This window comes from Nocardioides sp. NPDC059952 (assembly GCF_042730435.1).
Taxonomy (GTDB): domain Bacteria; phylum Actinomycetota; class Actinomycetes; order Propionibacteriales; family Nocardioidaceae; genus Nocardioides.
In genome coordinates this window covers 1-17,463 of the sequence record NZ_JBHWLY010000102.1, presented here as the reverse complement: position 1 = coordinate 17,463, position 17,463 = coordinate 1, and the positions used below count along the sequence as shown (strand labels likewise).

At 71.6% G+C, this 17,463-nt stretch carries 14 protein-coding genes; 6 read left to right on the top strand and 8 right to left on the bottom strand.

Annotation, left to right across the window (positions count from 1 at the left end):
* Nucleotides 1-40: 40 nt before the first annotated feature.
* The 3 genes from ACFV9G_RS27950 to ACFV9G_RS27940 all read left to right on the top strand — a co-directional run bounded on the left by ACFV9G_RS27950 (nt 41) and on the right by ACFV9G_RS27940 (nt 1,228).
* Entirely contained in the window at nt 41-526 is a 486-nt protein-coding gene (locus tag ACFV9G_RS27950; RefSeq protein ID WP_378732379.1) for a CinA family protein, read from the top strand.
* 60 nt (nt 527-586) lie between these two features.
* The gene (locus tag ACFV9G_RS27945) at nt 587-874 is read left to right on the top strand and encodes a helix-turn-helix domain-containing protein (protein WP_378732376.1); all 288 of its coding nucleotides are present in this window, start codon (nt 587-589) and stop codon (nt 872-874) included.
* A 111-nt stretch (nt 875-985) separates the two neighbouring features.
* On the top strand, nt 986-1,228 hold the full coding sequence (locus ACFV9G_RS27940) for a hypothetical protein (RefSeq protein ID WP_378732373.1): 243 nt from the start codon (nt 986-988) through the stop codon (nt 1,226-1,228).
* An 8-nt stretch (nt 1,229-1,236) separates the two neighbouring features.
* Here the strand turns inward: ACFV9G_RS27940 and ACFV9G_RS27935 are convergent, their stop codons facing one another.
* Nucleotides 1,237-1,989, bottom strand: coding sequence for a DNA-formamidopyrimidine glycosylase family protein (locus tag ACFV9G_RS27935; protein WP_378732370.1), 753 nt, complete (start codon nt 1,987-1,989; stop codon nt 1,237-1,239).
* A gap of 4 nt (nt 1,990-1,993) precedes the next feature.
* Nucleotides 1,994-6,664, bottom strand: a complete 4,671-nt coding sequence (locus ACFV9G_RS27930) for a DEAD/DEAH box helicase (RefSeq protein ID WP_378732367.1) — start codon at nt 6,662-6,664, stop codon at nt 1,994-1,996.
* A gap of 50 nt (nt 6,665-6,714) precedes the next feature.
* Between ACFV9G_RS27930 and ACFV9G_RS27925 the strand changes: the two genes are divergently transcribed.
* Nucleotides 6,715-7,293, top strand: a complete 579-nt coding sequence (locus tag ACFV9G_RS27925; protein WP_378732364.1) for a hypothetical protein — start codon at nt 6,715-6,717, stop codon at nt 7,291-7,293.
* A gap of 58 nt (nt 7,294-7,351) precedes the next feature.
* Entirely contained in the window at nt 7,352-8,743 is a 1,392-nt protein-coding gene (locus tag ACFV9G_RS27920) for a PLP-dependent aminotransferase family protein (protein ID WP_378732361.1), read from the top strand.
* On the opposite strand, the gene ACFV9G_RS27915 is transcribed toward ACFV9G_RS27920, so the two are convergent.
* The 5 genes from ACFV9G_RS27915 to ACFV9G_RS27895 all read right to left on the bottom strand — a co-directional run bounded on the left by ACFV9G_RS27915 (nt 8,666) and on the right by ACFV9G_RS27895 (nt 15,494).
* Entirely contained in the window at nt 8,666-9,976 is a 1,311-nt protein-coding gene (locus ACFV9G_RS27915) for an APC family permease (protein ID WP_378732358.1), read from the bottom strand. The two genes, ACFV9G_RS27920 and ACFV9G_RS27915, sit on opposite strands and share 78 nt — an antisense overlap.
* An 85-nt stretch (nt 9,977-10,061) precedes the next feature.
* Entirely contained in the window at nt 10,062-10,892 is an 831-nt protein-coding gene (locus ACFV9G_RS27910) for an SDR family oxidoreductase (protein ID WP_378732355.1), read from the bottom strand.
* The gene (locus tag ACFV9G_RS27905) at nt 10,889-12,559 is read right to left on the bottom strand and encodes a class I adenylate-forming enzyme family protein (RefSeq protein WP_378732352.1); all 1,671 of its coding nucleotides are present in this window, start codon (nt 12,557-12,559) and stop codon (nt 10,889-10,891) included. The genes ACFV9G_RS27910 and ACFV9G_RS27905 overlap by 4 nt, the downstream gene beginning before the upstream one ends.
* Complete coding sequence (locus ACFV9G_RS27900; RefSeq protein WP_378732349.1) at nt 12,556-14,145, bottom strand: succinic semialdehyde dehydrogenase; 1,590 nt, start codon at nt 14,143-14,145, stop codon at nt 12,556-12,558. Before ACFV9G_RS27900 ends, ACFV9G_RS27905 begins: the two co-directional genes overlap by 4 nt.
* Before the next feature lie 8 nt (nt 14,146-14,153).
* Nucleotides 14,154-15,494, bottom strand: coding sequence for a cytochrome P450 (locus tag ACFV9G_RS27895; RefSeq protein WP_378732346.1), 1,341 nt, complete (start codon nt 15,492-15,494; stop codon nt 14,154-14,156).
* A 122-nt stretch (nt 15,495-15,616) separates the two neighbouring features.
* On the opposite strand from ACFV9G_RS27895, the gene ACFV9G_RS27890 reads away from it, so the two are divergent.
* A complete protein-coding gene (locus ACFV9G_RS27890) occupies nt 15,617-16,696 on the top strand; it encodes an NAD(P)-binding domain-containing protein (RefSeq protein WP_378732343.1) in 1,080 nt (359 codons plus the stop codon).
* Between the two features lie 7 nt (nt 16,697-16,703).
* On the opposite strand, the gene ACFV9G_RS27885 is transcribed toward ACFV9G_RS27890, so the two are convergent.
* On the bottom strand, nt 16,704-17,123 hold the full coding sequence (locus tag ACFV9G_RS27885; RefSeq protein ID WP_378732340.1) for a pyridoxamine 5'-phosphate oxidase family protein: 420 nt from the start codon (nt 17,121-17,123) through the stop codon (nt 16,704-16,706).
* Nucleotides 17,124-17,463 lie beyond the last annotated feature (340 nt).

Here is a 17,463-nt window from a genome sequence, read left to right as displayed (position 1 = left end):
CGGTCGTCACTGCGACGACCGGGCCGCTACCGTCGTCTGCATGAGTGCTGTCGAAGAGCTTCATGCCGCGCTGCGCGATGCCGGTGCGACCGTGGCTACCGCCGAGTCCCTGACCGCCGGGAGCCTGGCCGCGCTCCTCACCGAGCCTCCGGGTGCCTCGAAGACGTATCGCGGGGGTTTCGTGACGTACGCGACCGAGCTGAAGCACACGCTGCTCGGGGTCCCCGTCTCGGTGATCGAGACCGTCGGGGTGGTCTCCGCGGAGTGCGCCGCGGCGATGGCCGCGGGGGCACGGGAACGGTCGGGGGCGACGTACGCGCTGGCGACCACGGGGGTCGCCGGGCCCGAGGAGCAGGAGGGAAAGCCCGTCGGGACGGTCTACGTGGGAGTTTCCGGTCCGCACGGTGAAACAACTGCGCGTCTCGGGCTGTCGGGCTCGCGCGCGGAGATCCAGCGTGATACGTGTTTGTTCGCTGTTGATGAACTACTCGGACTACTTCGGCGGGAACATCGAAGGGTCAGGTAGCGTTGGAGCCAGACGTCACCCAGATGTCGGTGACTTGTGAACTGTAGGAGGCTGACCGCAATGGTGCTCTTCCGTCGACTTCTCGGCGAGGTGCTTCGTGCCCAGCGGCTGGAGCGTGGGATGACCCTGCGTGAGGTCTCCGCGGAGGCGCGAGTCAGCCTCGGCTACATCTCCGAGGTGGAGCGTGGCCAGAAGGAAGCCTCCTCCGAGCTCCTCGCCTCGCTCTGCAGCGCCCTCGACGTTGCCCTCTCCGATGTTCTTCGCGACGTCTCCGACGCCGTGGCTCTCGAAGAGGCCACCATCCTCCGGATGCCCGTCCGCGCCTCGGCCGACGCCGCTGCCGCTTGATTCCTTCCCCAATCTGGGGGAGATTTCCGCAGCCGTGTCTCAACACGGACGGTCGCGTCTCCATGCCGACGTGAGCCCACCCGGGGCCGCGCGTTCATGGGAGATGGTGCGATGAGCATGGCAGTCGAGAACGAGCTTCCGGGCCTGACGGTGCCGTCACCGCGTCTCGAGGGCGCCGCGCATTCCCTCGACCTGCTCGAGGCCGAGCTCTTCGGGCTGGAGGAGACCCTGAACATCCTTCGCGACGAGTTCACCTCGGTCGCTCCTGGCGAGCGGGCGCACGTCGCCCGCCAGATGCGTGACCTCCGGGTCCGGATCGCCCAGATCCGGATGCGGCTGCTCCACGGGGCCTAGGGCGCGCTCTACGCCTGGCAGCTCGCGCAGTAGTAGGCCGGGCGCTCCTTGCCCGGCTCGCCGACCCTGGCCACGGTCACGGTGCCGCCGCAGCGTCGGCACGTTCGGCGGCCGTAGACCCACATCTGCCGGGAGCGTGACCAGTCGGCCTGCATCAGGTCGCGAGTGCGCTGAAGGATCCGTGGGAGTCGGTCGCCGGCCTCCGCGACCGTACGCAACGGGTTGATCCCGGCGATGAAGCAGGTCTCGGCTGCGTAGATCGTGCCGATCCCGGCCAGGTTGGTCTGGTCGCGCAGCGCGTCGAAGAGGGGCCGCTCCGGTTGCCGGGCGAGGCGTTCGATGGCGGTGTCCGGGTCCCAGCCGTCGGCGAGGATGTCCGGGCCGAGATGGGCGACCAGCCGCTCCTCCTGGTCGCGGGGGACGAGGTCGACGATGCCGAGCAGGAAGCCGACCGCCTCGGTCTTCTCGGTGCGGAGCACCACTCGTGCCTGGAACCCGGGCTTGGGCCAGCGTCGGCCCACCTCGAGGATCCGCCAGGATCCCTCCATCTTCAGGTGGGTGTGCAGGGTCCACTCGCCGGTGCGGTGGTCGATCCGGGTCAGCAGGTGCTTGCCGTGGGTCACTGTCCCGCGCACGGTGCCGCCGGAGAGGTCCGCGGTGGCCAGCTGCGGGACGCGGAAGTCCGTACGTGTCAGGACCTGTCCCGCCAGCCCCTTGTCGAGCCTGCGGGCGGTCCGGAGCACCGCGTCCCCCTCAGGCATCGGTTCACCTGCTCGGCGAGGTGAGCCGGAGACCGCGCGGGGTGGCGATGAAGCCTGCGTACTGCAGCGCTTGGCGCAGCGGCGTCTCGCCGGAGCCGAGCAGCGGGGCGCCGTCTGCCTTCTCGACGGTGAGCCGACCCAGCGCCCCTCGCCGAACTGCCTCGGCGAGCGCCTCGGCGGCCGGTTCGAGGAGGTTGGGGTCCTCGGACCAGGTCAGCAGCGTGCGGCCGCCGCGTTCGACGTACATCGCCAGCTCGCCGTCGACCAGCACCGCGATCGCGCCCGCCTTGCGGCCGGGCCGGTGGCCCTCCTCCGAGGCCGGCCAGGGGAGGGCGGCGCCGTAGGGGTTCGCGGGGTCGGTCGCGGCGAGTGCGAGGGCGACCGGTTTGTCGGCCGCCTCCACCCGGGAGAACGTACGCAGCCGGTCGACCGATCCTGCGGTGCCGAACTGGGCCGCACCCAGACCCTCGACGAAGTAGCCCCGCCTGGCCCTTCCGGACTCCTCGAAGGCGCTGAGCACCTTGTAGACGGCGGCGAACCCGCCCGGGGTGCGCTCGGACTGCACCGCGCCACGGGTGACCACGCCATGCCGGTCCAGCAGCCGCTCGGCCGCCGCGTGGGCGCGCTTGGTCGGGTCGGAGTCGGGCTCCGGCAGGATCGTCCAGCGTCCGGCGGTCTCCGGAAGGCCGGCCCGGGCCGGCATCCGCGTGCCGCCGGTGTAGCGGCCGCCGCGGGCTCTTGGCGGCGGCCTCCGGGAGCGGTGCGAGGGCGTGCCGGAGCGGGTCAGCGCCCGCACCGGGAGCAGGGTGTCGTTGCTGACCCGTCCCGACCAGACCAGCTCCCACAAGGCCGCGCTCAGATCGGCGTCGCTCGGTGTCTCCTCGGTCTGGGAGGAGACGGTCCGGGCGAGCTGGTGGAAGAACCAGGCGCCGCCGGGTTCGAGGGCTTCGAGGAGCCGTTCGGCGAGGGGCCCGGATGGCATCTCGGTCGGCGGTGGCAGGGTGAGGTCGGCGGTGTCGGCCGGGTGCAGGGAGACCCAGCCGTCGGTGCCGGGCAGGGTGCCGTGCCCTGCCCAGAGCACCTCACCTCCCGAGGTCAGCTCATCGAGGAACGCCGGCTCGTAGTCCACCACCCGCGCCGGCAGGATCAGGCTCTCCAGCGCGCTGGCCGGCACCGGGCACCCGGCCAGCTGGTCGACGACGCTCAGCACCCCGTCGACCCCGCGCAGCGCGCCCTTGCGTACGTTCGTCTTCTGCCAGGCCGGAAGGAACCTGCCCAGCGCCGCCGGCTCGACCGGCTCGACCTCCTTGCGCAGCCGGGCCAGCGAGCGCCGGCGCAGCATCCGGAGCACCTCGGCGTCACACCACTCCAGCCCGCTCCCGCCCGGCCGGAACTCACCGTCGAGCACCCGCCCCCGCGCCGAGAGCCGCGCCAGGGTGTGCCGGACGACCGCCTCTCCCAACCCCAGCCGCGAGGCGACGTCGGTGGCGGTGAACGGACCGTGCGAGCGTGCATAGCGAGAGACCAGGTCGCCGACCGGGTCCTCGACGGGCTCGGTGAACGCCGACGGTACGCCCGGAGGAACCGCCACCCCCAGCCCGTCCCTGAGCCTGGCCACATCCTCGATCACCGCCCATCGAGCCTCCCCGGCCACCCGCACCTCGACCACCCGCCGAGCGTTGGCGAGCTCTGCGAGCACCTCGGGAATCCCATCGCCCTCGCTGGTCGAGCCGGATTCGTGAGGAACGAACGAATCCGTGTCGAGACCAACACGGTTCCCGTCGGCGCTCGAGTCGACCGTGTTGGTCTCGGCACCGCTCGCTTCGCTCGCGGGCTCGACCAGCGGTGACGACGCGGTGCGGGCGGTGATCTCGTCGAGGGTGAGGGGGCCGATGGTGCGGATGAGGTCGGTGATGCCTTCGGCGCCACGGGCCTTCCGGCCCGGAGCCAGGCGCTGGAGCTCGGACTCGACCTCGGTCAGGACTTCCGGGTCGAGGAGCTCGCGGAGCTCGGCTCGACCGAGGAGCTCGGCGAGGAGGCCCTGGTCGAGGGTGAGGGCGGCGGCGCGGCGCTCGGCCAGGGGCGAGTCGCCCTCGTAGAGGAACTGGGCGACGTAGCCGAAGAGCAGCGACTGGGCATAGGGGGACGGGGAGGGCGTGGCGACGTCGACGATCGATATCTCGCGGCGTTCGATGCGCCGGAGGAGGCCGACCAGGGAAGGGAGGTCGTAGACGTCGCGGAGGCACTCGCGTACGGCCTCGAGGATGATCGGGAAGCTCGGGTACTGCGAGGCGACCTCGAGCAGGGCGGCGGAGCGCTGGCGCTGCTGCCACAGCGGCGAGCGGCGGCCGGGGTCGCGGCGGGGCAGGAGCAGGGCTCGCGCCGCGCACTCGCGGAACCGGCTGGCGAACAGTGCCGACCCGCCGACCTCGGTCGTGACCAGGTCCTCGATCTCGTCGGGCTCGAAGACGATGATCTCGCCCGTCGGCGCCTCGGCGTCGGTGTCGGGGAGCCGGATCACGATGCCGTCGTCGCTGTCGATCGCCTGCCCGTCGACCCCGTAGCGCTCCCGGATCCGGGCGTTGATCGCCAGCGCCCACGGCGCGTGAACCGGGCGGCCGTAGGGGGAGTGGACCACCAGCCGCCAGTCGCCCAGCTCGTCGCGGAAGCGCTCGACGACGATAGTGCTGTCGGAGGGGAGGACGTTGGTGGCCTCGGCCTGTTCGTGCAGGTAGGTGACCAGGTTGGCGGCCGCGTAGGCATCCAGGCCGTCCTCCTGCGCGCGCGCCTCCGCCTTCTTCGCGGGCAGCGCGGCGAGCTCGCGGGTGTAGGCACCGACGGCCTCGCCGAGCTCCGCGGGCCGGCCGAGCGAGTCGCCCTTCCAGAACGGCAGCCGCCCTGGAATGCCGGGAGCCGGGGTCACCAGCACCCGGTCGTGGGTGATGTCCTCGATCCGCCAGCTCGTCGCGCCCAGCGCGAACACGTCGCCGACCCGCGACTCGTAGACCATCTCCTCGTCGAGCTCGCCGACCCGCCGGCCCACCCCCTCACCGACCAGGTAGACCCCGAAGAGCCCGCGGTCGGGGATGGTGCCACCGCTGGTGACGGCCAGCCGCTGCGCTCCCGGACGACCGGTCACGGTCCCGGCGACCCGGTCCCACACGATGCGCGGTCGCAGCTCGGCGAACTCCTCGCTCGGGTAGCGCCCGGCGAGCAGGTCGAGGGTCGCGTCGTAGGCGGAGCGGGGGAGGGTCGCGTACGACGCCGTCCGCCGGACCATCGTGAACAGCTCGTCGACGTCCCAGGTGTCCAGGGCGGTGGCCGCGACGATCTGCTGGGCGAGTACGTCGAGCGGGTTGGTCGGGAGGCTCATCGACTCGATCAGGCCCCGCTGCATCCGCTGCACGCTGACCGCGGTCTGGGCGAGGTCGCCGCGATGCTTCGGGAAGAGCACCCCGCGGGAGACCTCGCCGACCTGATGGCCGGCACGCCCGACGCGTTGGAGAGCGGAGGCGACGCTGGGCGGTGACTCGATCTGGACGACGAGGTCGACCGCGCCCATGTCGATGCCGAGCTCGAGGCTGGAGGTGGCGACCACCGCCGGCAGCCGGCCGGACTTGAGGTCGTCCTCGATCAGCGCGCGCTGCTCCTTCGACACGCTGCCGTGGTGAGCCTTGGCGATCACCTGCGCCGCACCGTGCGACTGACCCGACTGCGCCATCACCTGCGCGGGCGGCGGCCCGGTCTCGAACACCCGGTCGGAGGCGATCTCGTTGAGCCGCGCGGTCAGCCGCTCCGCGATCCGGCGTGAGTTGGCGAAGACGATGGTGGAGCGATGGGCGGTGACCAGGTCGGCGACGTGCTCCTCCACGTGCGGCCAGATCGAGGAGGCCCGCTGCGGATCCTCCTCATCCTCGTCGTAGGGGCTCGGCGCGGTCATGTCCTCGACCGGCACGACCACGCTGAGGTCCCACCGCTTCTCGGCGGGTGGCGCAACGATCTCGACAGGCTGGGCGCCACCCAGATAGCGAGCCACCTCCTCCAAGGGCCGTACGGTCGCCGAGAGCCCGATCCGCTGCGCCGGTGCGTCCAGCAGCGCGTCGAGGCGCTCCAGGGTGAGCGCCAGGTGGGAGCCGCGCTTGGTCGCCGCGACCGCGTGGACCTCGTCGACGATCACCGTCTCGACGCTGCGCAGGATCTCGCGCGCCTGGCTGGTCAGCATCAGGAACAGCGACTCGGGCGTGGTGATCAAGATGTCCGGGGGAGTGGTCGTCAGGCGCCGCCGGTCGGCCGCGGTGGTGTCGCCGGACCGCACCCCGACGCGCACCTCGGGCGCGTCCACCCCCAGCCGCTCGGCGGTCTGCCGGATCCCCACCAGTGGCGAGCGCAGGTTGCGCTCCACGTCGACGCCGAGCGCTTTGAGCGGCGAGATGTAGAGCACCCGGCAGCGCTGCTTCTTCTCAGGCACCGGCTCGGTGAGCAGCTTGTCGATCGACCACAGGAACGCGCTCAGCGTCTTGCCCGAGCCGGTGGGCGCCACCACCAGCGCGTTGCGCCCCGCCCCGATGGCCTCCCAGGCACCGGCCTGAGCCGCGGTCGGCGCCGCGAAGGCAGCCGCGAACCACGTACGTGTCGGGTCGCTGAACCGCGCCAACGCCTGGGACGTGTCGCTCATAGGGACAAACTTAGTCGCGACCACCGACACTCAGCGGCCACACTGACCTCATGCATCTCATCAACCTCTTCGGCCCACCGGCGGTCGGCAAGATGAGCGTGGGCCGGGAGATCGCGGCACGTACGCCGTACCGTCTCTTCCACAACCACGCCACGATCGAGCCGCTGCTGGAGGTCTTCGACTGGGAGATGCCGTCGTTCGGGGTGCTCAAGGCCGAGTTCCGGCGACGGGTGATCGAGGAGGCGGTGGCCTCCGAGCTCCCGGGCCTCATCTTCACCTATGTCTGGGCGCTCGAGGTCCCCGAGGACGCCGAGGCCGTCACCAGGCTGGTTGCTCCCGTGGTCGAGGCGGGCGGGAAGGTCGACTGTGTCGAGCTGTACGCCGATCTGCCGACCCGTCTGAGCCGCGAGGGCACCCCCGAGCGGCTGGCCGCGAAGCCGTCCAAGCGCGACACCGAGTGGGCGAGGGCCAACGCCGTGGACTGGAACGAGCGCCATGTGCTCTCGACCGGCCCGGAGATGCCGTTCCCGCTGCGTTTCCCGCACACCGTGGTCGACAACACCCGCCTGTCCGCGGCCGAGACCGCCGAGGAGATCATCACCCGCCTCGGGCTGCCGACCAGCCCCTGATGTGCCGGGGTCCTGAAACCAGGGCGCGCTCGGCGCCCAGGTGTGGTCCAATCCCGCTGTGGACCTCGCGCTCGACCTGACCGACCGCGCCGTGCGATCCGCGTCGCTCTATCAGGCACTGCGCGACGCGATCGGCGACGGCAGGCTCAAGGTGGGCGACCGGCTGCCCGCGAGCCGCGCGCTGGCGTCCGATCTGGGCATCTCACGCACCACCGTCGCGACGGTCTACGAACGCCTGGTCGCCGAAGGGTTCCTGGAGTCGCGGGTGGGCTCGGGGACGTACGTCGCGGCTGTCGCGGGAAGCCCCAGGGCCGGCGCCCCCGGGGCACTGACCCCGCGACCGGGCTGGCGCTGGGCGCCGCGGCCGACGAGCGCGGAGGCTGCGGTCCCGGCGTACGACCTGCGGGTGGGGATCCCCGACGCCGAGCTCTTCCCGTTCGACACCTGGCGACGGATCCTCGCGGCCGAGTCGCGGCTGCGTGGCCACAACCCCGGCACCTACGCCTCGCCGGCGGGACTGCCGAGGCTGCGCGTGGCGCTGGCGCACACGGTCGCCTACCACCGCGGGGTGCGGGCAGACCCGGGACAGATCGTGGTCACCAGCGGCACCCAGCAGGCGCTCGATCTCGTCGCCCGGGTGCTGCTGGAGCCGGGCGACATCGTCGCCGTCGAGGACCCTGGCTACCCGTCCGCGCTCGACCTCTTCGCCTCCCACGGTGCCCGGGTCGTGCCGGTCCCGGTCGACTCCGAAGGGCTGGTCGTCGAGCAGATCCCGGAGCAGGCCCGGCTCGTCTACACGACCCCGAGCCACCAGTTCCCGCTCGGCGTACGCCTCTCCCTCCCACGCCGCCGAGCCCTCCTCGCCTTCGCGAACACGCATGACGCGGGCATCGTGGAGGACGACTACGACAGCGAGTTCCGGTTCACCGAACGGCCCCTCGAGCCACTGCACGCCCTCGACGACCAGGGCCGGGTGATCTATGTCGGGACCTTCTCCAAGTCGCTGCTCCCCAGCTTGCGTGCCGGCTATCTGGTCACCCCCGGCTCGCTGGTCGATGCGTTGCTCGCCGCCAAGCAGCTCACCGACGGCTTCGGCCCCGTCCAGCCCCAGGCCGCCCTGGCCCGTTTCCTGGAGGAGGGCCTCCTCGCCCGTCATGTGCGCAAGGCGTCCAAGACGTACGCCGAGCGCCGCTCGCTCCTCCTCGAGACCCTCTCCACGTGGCCGGTCGAGGTGCTCCCGTCGGCGGCCGGACTGCACCTGTCGGCCTACGCGGAGCTCCCCGCCGACCTGCCCGAGCGTGCCTCGGCCGAGGGGCTGGCGCTGGACACGATCGGCGCCCATCGGATGCTGCCCGGTCGTGACGGGCTGTTCCTAGGCTATGGAGCCGTCCGGACAGAGAGCCTGCCCCGCGGGCTCGAGCTCCTGGCCAGCCTCGCGGGCTGGGAGTGACCGGCCTCGTCTCGAGGTGGCCAGCGACCAGGCCAGACCGGCCCCGCCGCAGATCACCGGGCCGAGCAGGTGGGCGCCGGTGAGCCCCAGCAGGGCCAGCGCCGCGACCATCGAGCAGACCGCCGCCCACCAGGACCCGGTGCCACGAGGGAGCAGTCGCAGCGCGGCCGCCGCCCCCACCACGTACAGCAGGGAGAAGGTCCCCGACGCCATCAGGAGGAGGGCGTCGGTCGAGGTGCCGGCGACCCAGATGACCGCGAGGGAGCCGAGTGCGACGGCACAGATGGCGAGCAACGAGCGGCGCGGGATGCCGGACCCGGGCTCGGCCAGGAACCCCGGCAACGCGCCGTCGCGGGCCAGCGACGCGCCCAGCCGCGAGCCGCCGGCGAAGTAGGCGTTGATCGCCCCGATGGTCAGCAGCACCGCGACCACGGCGGTCACCGGGCGCGCAGGCTCCCCGAAGCCGAGGACGAGCAGGTCCGCCAGCGGCGCGGCACCGGAGGTGGACCCGAGCGAGGCGACCGTCGCGAACGCGATCCCGAGGTAGAGCACCGTCACGACCCCCAGCGCCAGGAACGTGGCCCGGCGGATGTCGCGCGCCGGGTCGCGGTACTCGGCCGAGAGCGAGGAGAGGATCTCCCACCCCGCGAACGCCCACACCAGCATCGCCGCCGCGGTGCCGACCGCACCCCATCCGTGCGGCGCGAACGGCGTCAGCCGCCCCAGGTCGGCGTGCGGCAGCGCCACCACGACCGCCACCGCGAGCAGGAGGGCGATGGCTCCGGCGATCGCCAGCTGCACGCCGCCCGACACCTTGATCCCGAACCAGTTCATCGCGGTGACCAGCACGATGATCCCCGCCGTCGCGGCGAGGGACATGGTCCGGCCGCCGCCGAAGGCGTCGGCGACGTACGCCCCGCCGAACCCGGCCGCGACCGGCGCCCCCACGCCGATCGTCAGGTAGAACGCCCAGCCGACCATGGTCGCGACGTGCGGGTTGAAGGCGAGCCGTGCGTACGTCGCCACCCCGCCGCCGTCAGGATGCCGCGCCCCCAGCGCGGCGAAGGTCGCCGCGAGCGGCACCGAGAGCACGATCAGGGCCAGCCAGGCCACGAGCGAGGCCGGCCCGGCCTCGCTCGCCGCCAGCGCGGGCAGGGAGATGACACCGGTGCCGAGCACCGCACCGAGGGTGAGAGCCGCGCCCTGGGGCACGGAGAGTCCGTCGTTCTTCACGCACTCGACGCTAGTGAGCGAGGACCCCTCCGCGCCCGGCCAATCCGGCCCCCGTCTCCTGGGCCAATCCGGCGGCCGACCCCGCCTACCGTACGTTCCGCCGCACCCGCTCCTCGTAGGCCACCCGCGCCGACGGGTCGACCCCTGCGAGCAGCTGCGAGGCGTTGGTCGCCCGGTCGATGAAGTCCTGGAACCGTCGCGGCATCGCCTGGGTGATCTTGGTCAGGGACTGGGCCCAGTTGGGCACCCAGACCTCGGGCCGCGGCTCGCGGATGACCGACTCGATCGCCTCCGCGACGTCCTCGGCGGTGACCGGCTTCATCCCCTTCGCCGCCGGCACCCCGTCGGCGAGCTCGGTCTGCACGACCGCGGGCAGGATGAGCGAGACGTCGACCCCGGAGGGCGCCAGCTCCATCCGCAGCGCCTCGGAGAAGCCGACCACGGCGAACTTCGAGGCCGAGTAGGTCGCCGCGTCCGGGACCGGCACCCGGCCGACGGCCGAGGCGACGTTGACGATGTGCCCCTGACCCCGGTCGACCATCGCCGGCGCGACCGCCTTGATCCCGTTGATCGGGCCGTGCACGTTGACCTCGAAGATCGCCCGGGTGAGCGCGTCGTCCTCCTTCAGGACCGACCCGAGCGGCATGATCCCGGCGTTGTTGACCAGCACGTCCCAGGGTCCCAGGTCCGCGACCGACTCGAGGAACGTACGCCAGGAGGCGGGGTCGGTGACGTCGAGATGCGCGGCCACGACCCGCGAGCCGAACTCGGCGGTCACCTCCTCGAGCAGGTCCGGGTCCAGGTCGCCCACGGCGACCTTCGCACCGGCGCGGGCGAGCCGCTCGACGGTGGCGCGACCGATGCCGCGCGCGCCGCCGGTGACGATGACGGACATTGCCTCGACGGGACGGCTCATGACTCTCCTTCGGTGGTGCGGACCATGCTGCGTACGGCCTTTCTGTCGGTCTTGCCCACGCTGGTGACGGGGACGGCGTCGAGGATCAGCACCTCGCGGGGGTACTTGTGCGGCGCGAGCCGCGTCTTCACGAAGGCGATCAGCTCCTCGGGGGTGGTGCGTGCGCCGGGATGAAGAGCGACGGCCGCGACCACCTCCTCGCCTCGCTGGGTGTCCGGGCGTCCGACCACCGCGGCGGCGGTGACGGCGTCATGGGCGAGCAGCGCGTCCTCGACGTCGCGCGGGAAGACGTTGAACCCGCCCCGGATGATCAGGTCCTTGATCCGGTCGTCGACGTAGAGGTAGCCGTCGGCGTCGAAGTGGCCGATGTCGCCGGTGTGCAGCCAGCCGTCGACGACGGTCGCCGCCGTCTGCGCAGGGTCGTTCCAGTAGCCCTGCATCACCCCGGGGCCACGCACCCAGATCTCGCCCTCCTCGCCGGTCGGGACCGCTTCGCCATCGGGGCCGGCGATGATCACCTCGGCGTGGGAGAGCGGCTTGCCGACGCTGCCCGGCCGCGACTCCTCGAGGGTCGAGGCGGCGATGACCGCGCTCGACTCGGTGCAGCCGTAGCCCTCCAGGATGGTCACGCCGAAGGCCTCCTCGGCCTTCTCCCGCAGCGCCGGCAGCAGCGGTGCGCCACCGCTGCCGAAGGAGCGCAGCGAGCTCAGGTCGTAGTCCTGGTAGGGCTGGTCGAGCAGCATCTGCAGCATCGAGGGCACCACCGTGCTCGACTCGACGCGGTGCTCCTGGGCGAGCTCGAGCCACCCCTTGGCGTCGAACCACCGCTGCAGCACCGAGCTCTGCGGCCTCGACGAGTGCATGCCGCTGATCACCACGATCAGGCCGTACGCATGGGAGAGCGGCAGCGGCAGCAGCCACCGGGTCGTGCCCTGGCTCTCCCCGACCCGGTGGAGGGCGTGCCCGGACTCCCACAGCCCGCGGTGGCTCAGCATCACGCCCTTGGCCCGCCCGGTGGTGCCGCCGGTGTAGAGCAGCGCTGCGAGGTCGTCGTCACCGCGCGGCGCGATGTCGATCGGGTCGGCGCTCTCCAGGCTCTGGTACGTCACCAGGGCCCTGGGCTCCCCGCTGGTCGAGCCGCCGGAGCCGCTAGGCGAAGGCGTGTCGAGACCAACACGGTCCCCTCCGGCGCTCGATAGAGCTGTGTTGGTCTCGACACCGCTCGCTTCGCTCGCGGGCTCGACCAGCGGTGCTGCGGGGACGTCTCCGGCCACGATGACGGTGAGGTCGAGACCCTCGGAGGCGGCCTGCACCAGCGGCAGCAGCTCGGGCGTGACGATGGCGGCCCTGGCCCCGGAGTCCTCGAGGATGTGGTGCAGCTCGGGCGGGGTCTGCAGGAAGATCACCGGCGTCACCACGGCGCCGAGGCGCCACAGGGCGCGATAGCTGACGAAGACCTCCGGGGTGTTCATGGTGAGCACCACGACCCGGTCACCGGGCTCGATGCCGAGCTTGCACAGGCCGCCGGCGACCCGTGCGGACCGCTCGGCGATCTCTGCGGAGGAGTGCCAGGTGCCTTCGAAGAAGATCATCGGGTGGTCGCCGTGGCGGGCGTAGGACTCCTCGGCCAGCACCGCCAGGTTGTGCCGGCCCGGAAGCGCGCTCATCGCGCGCCCAGCTTCCGCAGTGCCTTGAGCTGCCCGTTGCCCAGCGCGACGAACTTCTCGACCGTCTGCCCCTTGAACGGCCCGATCGGGCCCATCCGGGAGGCCGCGAGGGTCTGCGCGTCGGTGAACTTCCGGATCCCGTCCGCGCCGTGGCGGCGACCGAGCCCGCTCGATCCCATGCCACCCATCCCGGCCTCGATGCTCCCGGCAGCCAGGGCGGCGCCGTCGTTGATGTTCACCGCGCCCGCGCGGATGCGGCGGGCGATCATGTCGGCCTCGCGCACGTTCTTGCTGAACACGCTCGCCGAGAGCCCGGCCTCGCCCTGGTTGGCGATCCGGACCGCCTCCTCGTCGCTGTCCGCGCGGTAGAGCGCGATGACCGGGCCGAAGGTCTCACCGAGACACAGGTCCATCTCGTCGCTCACGCCCTCCAGGACGGTCGGGGCGAAGGCGTACGGACCCACCTCGGCGAGCGGCTCGCCGCCGGCGAGCACGGTCGCACCCTTCGCGACGGCGTCGGTGACGTGGGCGGTGACCTTGTCGAGTTGCGCCTGCGAGGCCAGCGACCCGACGTCGGCGGAGTAGTCGAAGGTCTGCCCGACCACCTGGCTCTCCGTCTCGGCGACCAGCGCCTGGCGGAAGGTGTCGTAGACGTCCTCGTGCACCACCACGCGCTCGATGTGGACGCACATCTGGCCGGTGTTGGCGAAGGCCGCCATCACCGTGCCGCGAGCGGCCTGGGCGAGGTCGGCGTCGCGGCGTACGATGAGCGGGTTCTTTCCGCCGAGCTCGAGCGAGGCGCCGATCAACCGGCCCGCGGCGCGCTGGGCCACGATCCGTCCGGTGGCCGTCGAGCCGGTGAAGGCGATGTAGTCGACGTTGTCGATGACCGCCTCACCGATGGCCGCGCCCGGCCCGGTGACGACCTGCCAGACGTGCTCGGGCAGCCCCGCCTCGGCCATCAGCGCCCTCGCCCACAGCAGCGTCAACGGCGCCTGCGGGTCGGCCTTGCTGATCACGGCCGCTCCGGCGAGCAGGGCCGGGATGGCGTCGCCGACCCCGAGATAGAGCGGGTAGTTCCATGGCGAGATGATCCCGACGACCTGCTTCGGCACCCGCACCTCCTTCACGGAGGTGATGCCGGGGATGGCCCCGCGCACGCGCTTGTCGGCGAGATAGGTGGGGCCTCGACGCGCGTAGTGGCGGGCGATGGTGCCGACCTGGAGGATCTCCTGCCAGGCGTGGAAGCGGGCCTTGCCCATCTCCCACTGGATCAGGTCGAGCACCTCGTCCTGGCGCTCGACCAGTAGGTCGTGGAAGCGGAGCATGACCTCGGCACGGTCCTGGAAGTCGAGGGTGGCCCAGTCGGGCTGGGCCGCCCGCGCCGCAGCCGCGGCCTCGGTGACGTCCGCGGCGGTCACAGAGGGCACCGGAGCGGTCGGTAGGGCGTCGTACGGCGCGGTCGCGGTCAGCGTGCCGTCACCTCCGGAGACCGGGGCCGAGACCCACCGGGTCCAGGAGGCGAGCCGCGCCTCGTCGACCCATCCGGGACGTACGCTCTCGGCCGCGGTTGTCTTCGTGGTCATCGATCTCCTCAGATCCGGATCAGGTGGATGGGGTTGCCGTCCTTCGGGAACGGCAGCGAGCTGTTGTCGAGAGGGGCGCGGTAGCCGGGGGAGACGCTCCACCGGTAGTCGCGCAGGAGCCGGTGCAGGATCGACTTGACCTCCAGGCCGGCGAAGTAGAGACCGATGCACTTGTGCACCCCGCCGCCGAACGGCTCCCACGCCATCCGGTGGCTCTTGTCCTCGCGCCGATGCGGCGCGAACCGCTCGGGGTCGAACACGGTCGGGTTGGTCCAGTAGTCCTCCATCATGTGGCTGAACTGGACCCCGACCATCACGCCGGTGTCGGCGGGGATGCGGACGCCGAGGAGGCGGGTCTCCTTGACCGTACGCCGGATCAGCGCCGGCACCGGGGCACGTAGCCGCAGCGCCTCCTTCATCACCAGGTCGAGGCTCTGCAGGCTCTCGAGCTCGGGCATGGTCGGCGCTGGACCGAGCGCGAGCGACTCCTCGCGGCAGCGCTGCTGCCACTGCGGATGCTGGCCGAGGTACTGCAGCATCGTCGAGGTGGTGATGGTCGAGGTGTCGTGGGCGGCCATCATCAGGAAGATCATGTGGTTGACGACGTCCTCGTCGCTGAACCGCTCGCCGTCGTCGGTCTCGATGTGGCACAGCACCGAGAAGATGTCGTCGCTCTGCTTCGCGCGTTTCGCGGGGAGGTAGTGGCGCAGGAACCCCTCGAGGACCTTCCGCCCACGGAACGCCCGGCCCCAGCGGGTCAACGGCACATCGGCACGTACGACGCCGGGGGCGGCCTGCACGCAGGCGATGAACGCCTTGTTGACCCGGTCCATCTCGGCGCGGCTGGTCTCGGAGGCCCCACCCATGAAGATGTCCGCGGCGATGTCGAGGGTGAGCTGCTTGAGTCTCGGGTAGGCCGGGAACGCCGGAGTGTGGGCCCAGCCGCGCATGCCCTGCGCGATCGCCGGGTGCATCGCGGTCGTATACGTGGCGAGCCGGTCCCGGGTGAAGGCCTCCTGCATGATGCGGCGATGGGCGTGGTGCTCCTCGAGGTCGAGCAGCATCAGGCCACGGTCGAAGAAGGGCCCGACGATCTGCCCCCAGGCCGGCCCGTTGGCGTACGCCTTCTCCTTGTTGCGCAGCACCGCCTCGCACGCGTCCGGGCCGAGGGCGACCACCCCGGTCTCGCCGGCACGGAAGAACGGCGAGACCGGGCCGTACGTCGCCCACTGGTGCCGGTAGAAGCCGACCGGGTCGCGCGAGTAGTCCAGCAGCCGGCCGAGCCAGGGGAGGCCGCGGTCGCCGGGCACGAGTCGTGGGACCTCGCGGAGCGCCTCGGTCGCTGTCATGGTGCCTGATCCATCGTCTGACCTCCCGGTCCCGAGTGACGTGTCCGAGGTTAGTCAGGTAGAACGTGTTCCCGCAGCCGTTCGGCGGGCATGGATGCGCCTCGGGCGTTGTTGAGGTGTTCGTGGAGAGCTACGAATCAGTGGTGATCGGTGCCGGTCAGGCCGGTCTGTCGGCTTCCTACCACCTCAGCCGGCTGGGCGTACGCCACGTCGTGCTCGACGCCGAGCGGCGCCCCGGCGGCGCCTGGCAGCACCGCTGGGACTCGCTCACCATGCACGACGTGCACGGCGTCGCGGACCTGCCGGACGGGCGGGCGCCGGGGGAGTCGGGCGAGCGCGCCAACGTCGCGGTGCCGGGCTGGTTCGGTCTCTATGAGTCTCTGCACGATCTTCCGGTGGAGCGTCCGGTTTCGGTGACGTCGGTGACCTCCGTCGGTGACCTGCTGGCGGTGCACTCGGCCGACGGTCGCACCTGGTTCACCCGAACGCTGGTCAACGCGACCGGGACCTGGACGCGGCCGTTCGTCCCGCACTACCCGGGGGCCTCGACCTTCCTCGGGGAGCAGGTGCACACCCACGACTATCCGGGCGCTGCTCACTTCCGGGGCAAGCGCGTCGCCGTCGTCGGCGGGGGAGCCTCGGCGGTGCAGTTCCTCGGCGAGCTCGCGCCGGTGACCTCGGTGCTGTGGGTGACTCGACGTGAGCCGGTCTGGCGCACCGACTTCGATGCCGAACGTGGTCGCGAGGCGGTGGGTTTGGTGGCTGAGCGGGTCGAGGCCGGGTTGCCGCCCGCGAGCGTCGTCAGCGTCACCGGTCTCTCGCTGCGTCCGCAGGAGCAGGAGGCCGCGCGGCTCGGGGTCTACGAGCGCCGGCTGCCGATGTTCTCGCGCATCGAACCGTCCGGGCTGTGGTGGGACTCGGGCGCGTTCGAGCCCGTGGACGCGATCCTGTGGGCCACCGGGTTCCGGCCGGCCGTCACTCACCTCGCTCCGCTTCATCTGCGAAGCTCGCACGGAGGGATCCCGCTGCTGCGCGGCTCGGCCGACGTCCAGACCGCCGTCACCGCTGCGTACGACCCGCGGGTCCAGCTCGTCGGCTACGGCCCGTCGGCCAGCACCATCGGAGCCAGCCGTGCCGGCCGGGCCGCTGCCCTCGCGGTCCGGCGACAGCTGACCGAGGACGGTCAGCTCGTGGTTCGGTGAGCCGTCCTCACAGCGAGCCGAGGTCGGCTGAGATCCAGTGCTCCGGCGTGAGCCGGATCGTCACCTCGGGCGGAAAGCCCGCCGCCTGCGCGAGGTAGGCGTCGGCTGCTTCGGGCGGCAGGTAGCGCCGCGCCATCGCCTCCGCTTCGCCCTCTTCCGCATCCGCGATCTGCACCGGCCCCTCGACCGACACGTAGCGGACCGTCGGGTCCAGGCGCTCCACCATCAGCGTGCACCGTCCTGCTGCCGCGATCAGCCTGGTCTTCAGCGAGTCCTTGCCGGTGACAAACCATGCGTCGCCGTCGGGGGTGTAGTCGTACCAGATCGGGACGGTCAGGGGTGCTCTGCCGTTCTCTCGGGCTACTGAGAGTGCTGCGATCAGGGGTTGGGTGAGGAGCTCTTGGCGGTCTTGTCGTGAGATGCCCATGTTTCGACCGTACGGTGTCCAGCCATCCTGCTGCTCGACCTCGACCTCGCCCTCGCCCTCGCCGCTGGTCGAGCCGCGAGCGCCAGCGAGCGTGTCGAGACCAACACAGTCGCTTTCGGGGCTGGTTCTTCTGGGGACCGTGGGCCGCCGACCCTTGCTTGGAGGGTCTTCTCGACGGACCCCGGAGTAAAGGACGGCCTGCGGCCGCCGGCTTCGCCGGCCGCTTCGCGGTCCTTGACACCGGCGCCCGTCGAGAAAGATTTGGCTGGCTATCGGGGCGGCGGCCCGGGTGTGGCGCAGCGGATTCTTGCTGGGATCAGTGGGGCTTGTGGGGGTGGAG